The sequence below is a fragment of the Kitasatospora sp. NPDC018058 genome (assembly GCF_044327205.1).
GTDB lineage: Bacteria > Actinomycetota > Actinomycetes > Streptomycetales > Streptomycetaceae > Kitasatospora.
Genome location: NZ_JBIRFA010000025.1, coordinates 70,859 through 76,858, shown reverse-complemented (window position 1 = coordinate 76,858; position 6,000 = coordinate 70,859). Strand labels below are relative to the sequence as shown.

Sequence of the window (6,000 nt, the reverse complement as noted above, 5' to 3'; positions counted from 1 at the left end):
CTGCCCCCCCCCGAGGCTCTTCCTATCTTTGTGCACCCCGGTCTCCCCGGCGATCGCGGACTGCCCCCGCCCCCCACAACTAATGTGGTGGGGGATGGCGCCCCGGCCGACTCCCCACTCCTCGTCTCAGCTGTGATTGATCAGGTGCTGCTCGGACGCGGGGACGGCAGGGACGCCGAGCCGGTCAGCAGGGGCCATTCCTTGTGGAACGGCGGCAGCGGGAGCTTGCCCTCGATGATCGGGGTACCGAAGATCTTCAGGTGGGCGGTCAGCGCGCCGTTCAGGTCGATGCCGCCGACCAGAGCCCAACTGCCCTGGACCTGCGGACCGTTGCCGGGGAGGTCCACGGCGAGGGAGCCCTCGGCCTTGGCGCTCAGGTAGGGGGCGACGGTGGCCTCGACACCGACGGTGTCGTACAGGCCGACGCTGACCTCGGCGCCGAGGGCGGCGCGGACGGCGGCCTTGCCGTTGAGGCGGACGTGGACCGGGGAGACCTTGGTGTCGGCGTTGGTGGACGAGGTCCAGCCCTTGCCGCCGGTGTAGTCGGCGCGGACGGTCCAGGTGCCGGCGGCGTCCTGCTCGGTCTCCAGGTGGACCTGGCCGTCGGCGCTGACCTCCAAGTAGCAGGTGAGGCCGAGGTTGACCACCACGGGCAGGCCCGCGACGGTCAGCACCGGGCTGGCCTGCAGCTTGGCGAAGGGCACCCGGATCGGCGCGGCTCCGGTGTTGCGGGCGACGTCGCCGGTGACCTTCCACTGCGCGTGGGCGCCCAGGTCGAAGCCGATGGACGCGGTGCGCGGGCTGCCGGCCTGCGCGCCGTGGTAGGCGAAGTGGACGGCCGGGTGCAGCTGGAGGGAGCCGGAGGCGTCCAGGCTCGCGCCCTCGGGCAGCGGCACGGGGGCCTTGACGTTGACCTCCAGGGTGCCGGAGGCGTCCGCCTTCACCCCGTTGAGGTCGGCGCCGACGGTCGCCTTGAGGTCCTTGACCAGCGGCGTGACCTTGATGCCGTGGACGTCGACCGGGACCTGGCCGTCCGCCTCGGTGCCGCCGAGCAGCTCGGAGAGGGTGGCCGGGCGGGTGGTCAGGTTGAGGGTGTTGCCCGCGCCCTGGTTGACGCCGGTGACGGCGACCAGCGCGCCCTGCGGCGCGGCGGCGGTGGGCGGGCTGGCGATCAGCTGGCCGGGCTGGACGGCGGCGGCCGCAGCGGTGGCGGTGGCGGACGCGCTGGGGGCCGCAGTGGCGGACGCCGAGGGAGCGGCCGAGGACGAGGCCGTCGGCGAGGCAGTCGGCGAGGCGGTCGGGGAGGCCGTCGGCGAGGCGGTCGGGGAGGCCGTCGGGCCCGAGGCCGTCAGGACGGCCGTGCCCTTCCCCGGGTCGTACGAAGTGAGTTGGAGAGCCTTGGTGGCGGCCGTGACGGCGCCGCCGTCCTTGCCCGGGCTGCCGATCGCGGCCTGCTTGTCGTCGGCCGGCGCGGTGGTGACCTGCGCGGTGCCCGTGGACGGGCTGGCCGAGGCCGGGGTTCCGGCGCGGGCGCGCGCAGTGCCGCCGGCCGCGGCGGCGGCCGGGCTGCCCCCGGCGGCGGTCGCGCTGGTGCCGGCGGCGGTGCCGGTGGCGGCGGCCGGTTCGACGGCGGCCTGCGGGGTGGTGCTCGGGCTGGTCGGCCCGCACGCGGCCGTTCCGGCGAGGATGAGGGTGAGCAGGGCGGCGGGCGCGGCCCTGCCTATCGAGGGTTTGAACACGCAACGCTATGTTACTGACGAGGAATATGTTTGTCGAAGACAGGCCAAGGCGGCGCGGAACCGCAGGTCAAACGAGCCGCGCCACGGGCAGCCGATCGCCCGTCAGCGGGCCGGTCGACGCGGATCCGGCCAGCTCGGCGAGGTAGCGGGAGCGCGCCATCGGCTCCGCGCCGAGGCTGCGGATGTACGGCCCGTCCCACTGGGCGTCCAGCAGCCGCCCGCCCGCCGCGCCGAACCGGGCCCCGAGGTCGGCGACCGCGACCCGGGCGGCGTCCGGACGGCGGTGGAACATCGAGTCCAGGCTCAGCACCGACCCGACGGCCACCCCGAACACCCCGCCGACCAGCTCCTCCCCCTCCCACACCTCCACACTGTGCGCCACGCCCTGCGCGTTCAGCTCTGTCAGCGTTTCGGCCAACTCCACTGTGAGCCAGGCCGGTTCACGCCCTTCGGCACAGGCGTCGAGCACCACACCGAAGGCCTGGTCGGCGGTCGTCGACCACCGCGCCGCGCCGCGCAGCCGCCGGGCGAGCCGGCGCGGCAGCCGCACGGCGTCGGGGCGCAGCACCGGCCGCGGGTCCGGCGACCACCACGCCAGCGCGTAGGGGTCCGCCCCGCCGGGCAGCACCGGCAACTCGCCCGACTCGACCGCCTCCCCGTACAGCGCCTCGTTGTACGCGCGGGCGTACACGTCGGCCGCCGGCAGCGGGAACAGGCCGCGCCGGTACGCCGCGAGCAGCTCCACCGGTCCGAGCGCGCCGCCGAAGGCCACCGGCCGTTCTCCGGGCCCGAGTTGGGCGCCCAGCCGGTCGAAGGCACTCAGAGGAACCCCTGCGCCTCCAGCCGCCCCAGGTAGTGGTCCAGCAACCCGGCGTCCACGTCCGGCAGTTCGATCCCGCTCCCCTCCAGCGCCGCCTCCGCGTTCGCCCGGTCGAACCGCGGGAACACCGGTGGGAAGTACAGTTCGCTGATGGACAGTTCCGTTCCCGGTGCCCGGTCCACGAACAGCGGTACGAACGGTGTGATCGGGTGGGTCGGGTGCGCGGCGGCGAACCGGACCAGGCGCTGTACCCAGCCCCGGTACGGCAGTTCGGCGATCCGGTGGCCGCGCGCCCGGAGCCGGTCCGCGAGGTCGTCGAGCCCGGCCGGTCGGGGCGAGGTGAGGTGGTAGACCTCGCCGTCGGCGGGTGCGTGGGCGGTGATGTGGGCGACCGCGCGGCTGAAGCGGTCGGCCGGGACGAAGTCCAACGGGAGTCGCACGTCCGGGTAGGTGCCGCTGTCGGCGAAGTACTTGATCAGCGCGCAGAGTTCGGTGCCGGTGTTCATCGCCCCGGCCGCGAGGTCGCCGGTGACGTCGTTGGTGCGCAGGACGGTGACCGGCAGACCGTCCGCCGCCGCGTTGTGCAGCAGCCGCTCGGCGACCCACTTGCTCTCGACGTAGCCGACGCCGAGCCGTTCGGGGTGGGCGAGCGGGGTGCGTTCGGTGACCTCCCGGACTCCGGCGGAGCCGAACCCGGCGAGCACGGCGAGGGTGGAGAGGTAGTGCACGGGTATGCCCCGGCTGTGTCCGGCGAGCCGGACGATCTCCCGGGTGCCGCCGACGTTGGGCGCGTGCAGCTGGTGGTACGGGTAGAGGAAGTTGACCAGCCCGCCGAGGTGGTACACCGCGTCCAGGCGCCCGGCCAGCCAGTCGAACTGAGGGATGATCAGGCCGAGCCCGGGGGTGGCGAGGTCGCCGACCAGCGGCACCACCCGGGAGTCCACGAGGTCGTGCCGCAGGAAGCGCTGCTGGGTGGCGCGCAGCCGCTCCATCGCGTGTTCCTCGTCCGGGGCGCGGACCAGGCAGTGGATGCGCGCCCCGGTGGTGGCGAGCAGGGCGCGCAGCAGGTGCGCTCCGCAGAAGCCGGTGGCACCGGTGAGCAGGATCTCGGCGGGCTCGGCCCGGCAGGGCGCCGGGCTCCAGGACTGCTGGACGGCGTGGGTGAGTCGGGCCTCGGCGTACCAGTCGACGGCGGCCTCCGAGAACTCGGCGCCGCCCGCGCGGGCGGTCTGCAGCGCGGCCGTGAACGCGCGCAGCACGGGCGAGCGGAGCAGTGCCCGGGTGAGGGTGCGAACGTGGGTGACGTCGAGGCCGAACATCAGACGCGCCCGGGCGAGCATCTCCATGGCGAGCAGCGAGGTGCCGCCGAGGGCGAAGAAGTCGTCGTCGAGGCCGACGCGTTCGGCGCCGAGCAGCTCCGCCCACAGCTGCCCGACGGCAGCCTCCACGGCGCTCGGCTCTGCGCTGCCCGGTTCTCCGGCGCTCGGTTCTGCGCCGCTCGGTTCTGCGCCGCTCGGTTCTGCGCTGCCCGGTTCTCCGGTGGTGGCCGCCCACACCGGGGCGTACGGCAGCCGGCGCCGGTCGACCTTCCCGGCCGCCGTGAGCGGCATGGCCTCCAACGGCACGAACTCCGCCGGGACGAGGTACTCGGGCAGCCGCTCCGCGAGGAACGCCCGGATCCGCTCGGGGCGCAGCGCCGGGTCGCCGAGGGTGTAGTAGGCGGTGAGGATCCGGCTGCCGTCCGGAGCGCTGCCGTCGGCGGCGACCCTGGCCTGCCGCACGTCCGGGTGGGCGGCCAGGACGGCCTCGATCTCGGCCGGGTCGACCCGGTGCCCGCGCACCTTCACCTGCTCGTCGAGGCGTCCGAGGAGCTCCAGCCGCCCGTCCGCCCGCCAGCGCCCGGCGTCACCGGTGCGGTACATCCGCTCGCCCGGCACCGGCGCGTACGGGTCGGGCAGGAAGGACTCGGCGGTGAGCCCGACCTGCCGCCAGTAGCCGCGGGCGAGGCCGGGCCCGCCGAGGTGGATCTCGCCCTTCTCGCCGGGCCGGACCGGCCGCAGCCGTTCGTCCAGCACGTGCACCCGCACGCCGGGCAGCGGCCGCCCGATCGGCACCGGGGAGGTCGGGGTGTCCAGCAGATCCGGGGTGACCTCGCAGAGCAGGGAGGTCACGGCGGCCTCGGTGACGCCGTACGCGTGGAGCAGCCGCACCCCCGGCAGCCGGTGCAGACAGGTGCGGCAGTCGTCGGCGTGCACCACGTCCCCGCCGACCACCACCAGCCGCAGGCCCTCCGGTCCGGGGCCGCCGGGCGGCAGCAGGTCGAGCAGGTGGTGCCAGTACGCGGGTGTGAAGTCGGCGACGGCCAGGCCGAGCCGGGGCAGCCGCCGGACGAGCTCGGTGGGCGCCCAGGTCCCGCCCTCGCCGCCGAGGACCACTGCGGCCCCGGGGAGCAGCGCGGAGAACACCTGCTCCAGCGCGGTGTCCGCCCCCAGCGCGGCCAGTTGCAGCACCCGCTCACCGGGCTCCAGACCGTAGGCGTGGATCACCCGGTCGAGGGTGAACACCAGCGAACGGTGGGTGACCGGCACGCCCTTGGGGCGTCCGGTGGTGCCGGAGGTGTAGATCAGGTAGGCGAGATCGTCCGGAGTGGCGCTGTCGTCCGGGACCGACTCCCCGGCGGCATCCGGCCCCAGCGACTCCACGCCGTCGAATGCGCGGCCGTCCGTGACCGCCACCCGGGCCCCACAGTCCGCCACCAGCACCGCGAGCCGCCGCTCCGGGTGCGCCGGGTCCAGCGGCAGGAACGCCCCACCCGCCTTGAGCACCCCGAGCCAGGCCACCACCAGCTCCGGACTTCGCCCCAGGCAGACCGGCACCACCTGCCCCGTCTCCACCCCGTGCGCCCGCAGCGCTCCCGCCAGCCGGTCGCTGCGCTCGTCCAACTCGCGGTAACTGAGGGTGGTCTCCTGGCCCGCCCCCGCGCCCACCACCGCGACCGCCTCCGGGTCGTGCGCCGCCCGCGCCCGGAACAGCCCGTGCACCGTCTGTGCGAACCCGGCCCGGGTCGCCGGAGTCCCGGCCCCCCGCCATTCCCGTTCCACCCAGGCCCGGCACTGGACCCGCCCGGCCGGCCCGTACACCGGGCGCCAACCGCCCGGCAGGGTCAAGTCCCCCGGCCAGATCGCATACTGGCCGTCGTCGTTCCGCACCACGGCGTGACGTCCGGAGCCCACATCCGTTCGTACGCCCTGTGCGCTGTCCGCTGCGTCGTCCACCGGCTTGACCTCGTGCTGAAGCGGCAGAATGCTGGGAGGTGCGACATTTCCGACTATACGCACTCACGGCACCCCGAGAACGTCCGTTGCGGAAAATCACCGGACGACGGTTGCCCGTGGGCCGATCCACCACCGATCCCTTGGCGCACAGCCCGCCCTCGCCCGA

3 protein-coding genes are annotated in these 6,000 nt (G+C 74.7%); all 3 read right to left on the bottom strand.

The window, feature by feature from the left end:
* Positions 1-140 precede the first annotated feature (140 nt).
* A complete protein-coding gene (locus ACH4E7_RS30100) occupies positions 141-1,739 on the bottom strand; it encodes a hypothetical protein (RefSeq protein WP_396252284.1) in 1,599 nt (532 codons plus the stop codon).
* A gap of 67 nt (positions 1,740-1,806) precedes the next feature.
* The gene (locus ACH4E7_RS30095; protein WP_396252282.1) at positions 1,807-2,511 is read right to left on the bottom strand and encodes a leucyl/phenylalanyl-tRNA--protein transferase; all 705 of its coding nucleotides are present in this window, start codon (positions 2,509-2,511) and stop codon (positions 1,807-1,809) included.
* A gap of 47 nt (positions 2,512-2,558) precedes the next feature.
* The gene (locus ACH4E7_RS30090) at positions 2,559-5,834 is read right to left on the bottom strand and encodes an amino acid adenylation domain-containing protein (protein ID WP_396252280.1); all 3,276 of its coding nucleotides are present in this window, start codon (positions 5,832-5,834) and stop codon (positions 2,559-2,561) included.
* Positions 5,835-6,000 lie beyond the last annotated feature (166 nt).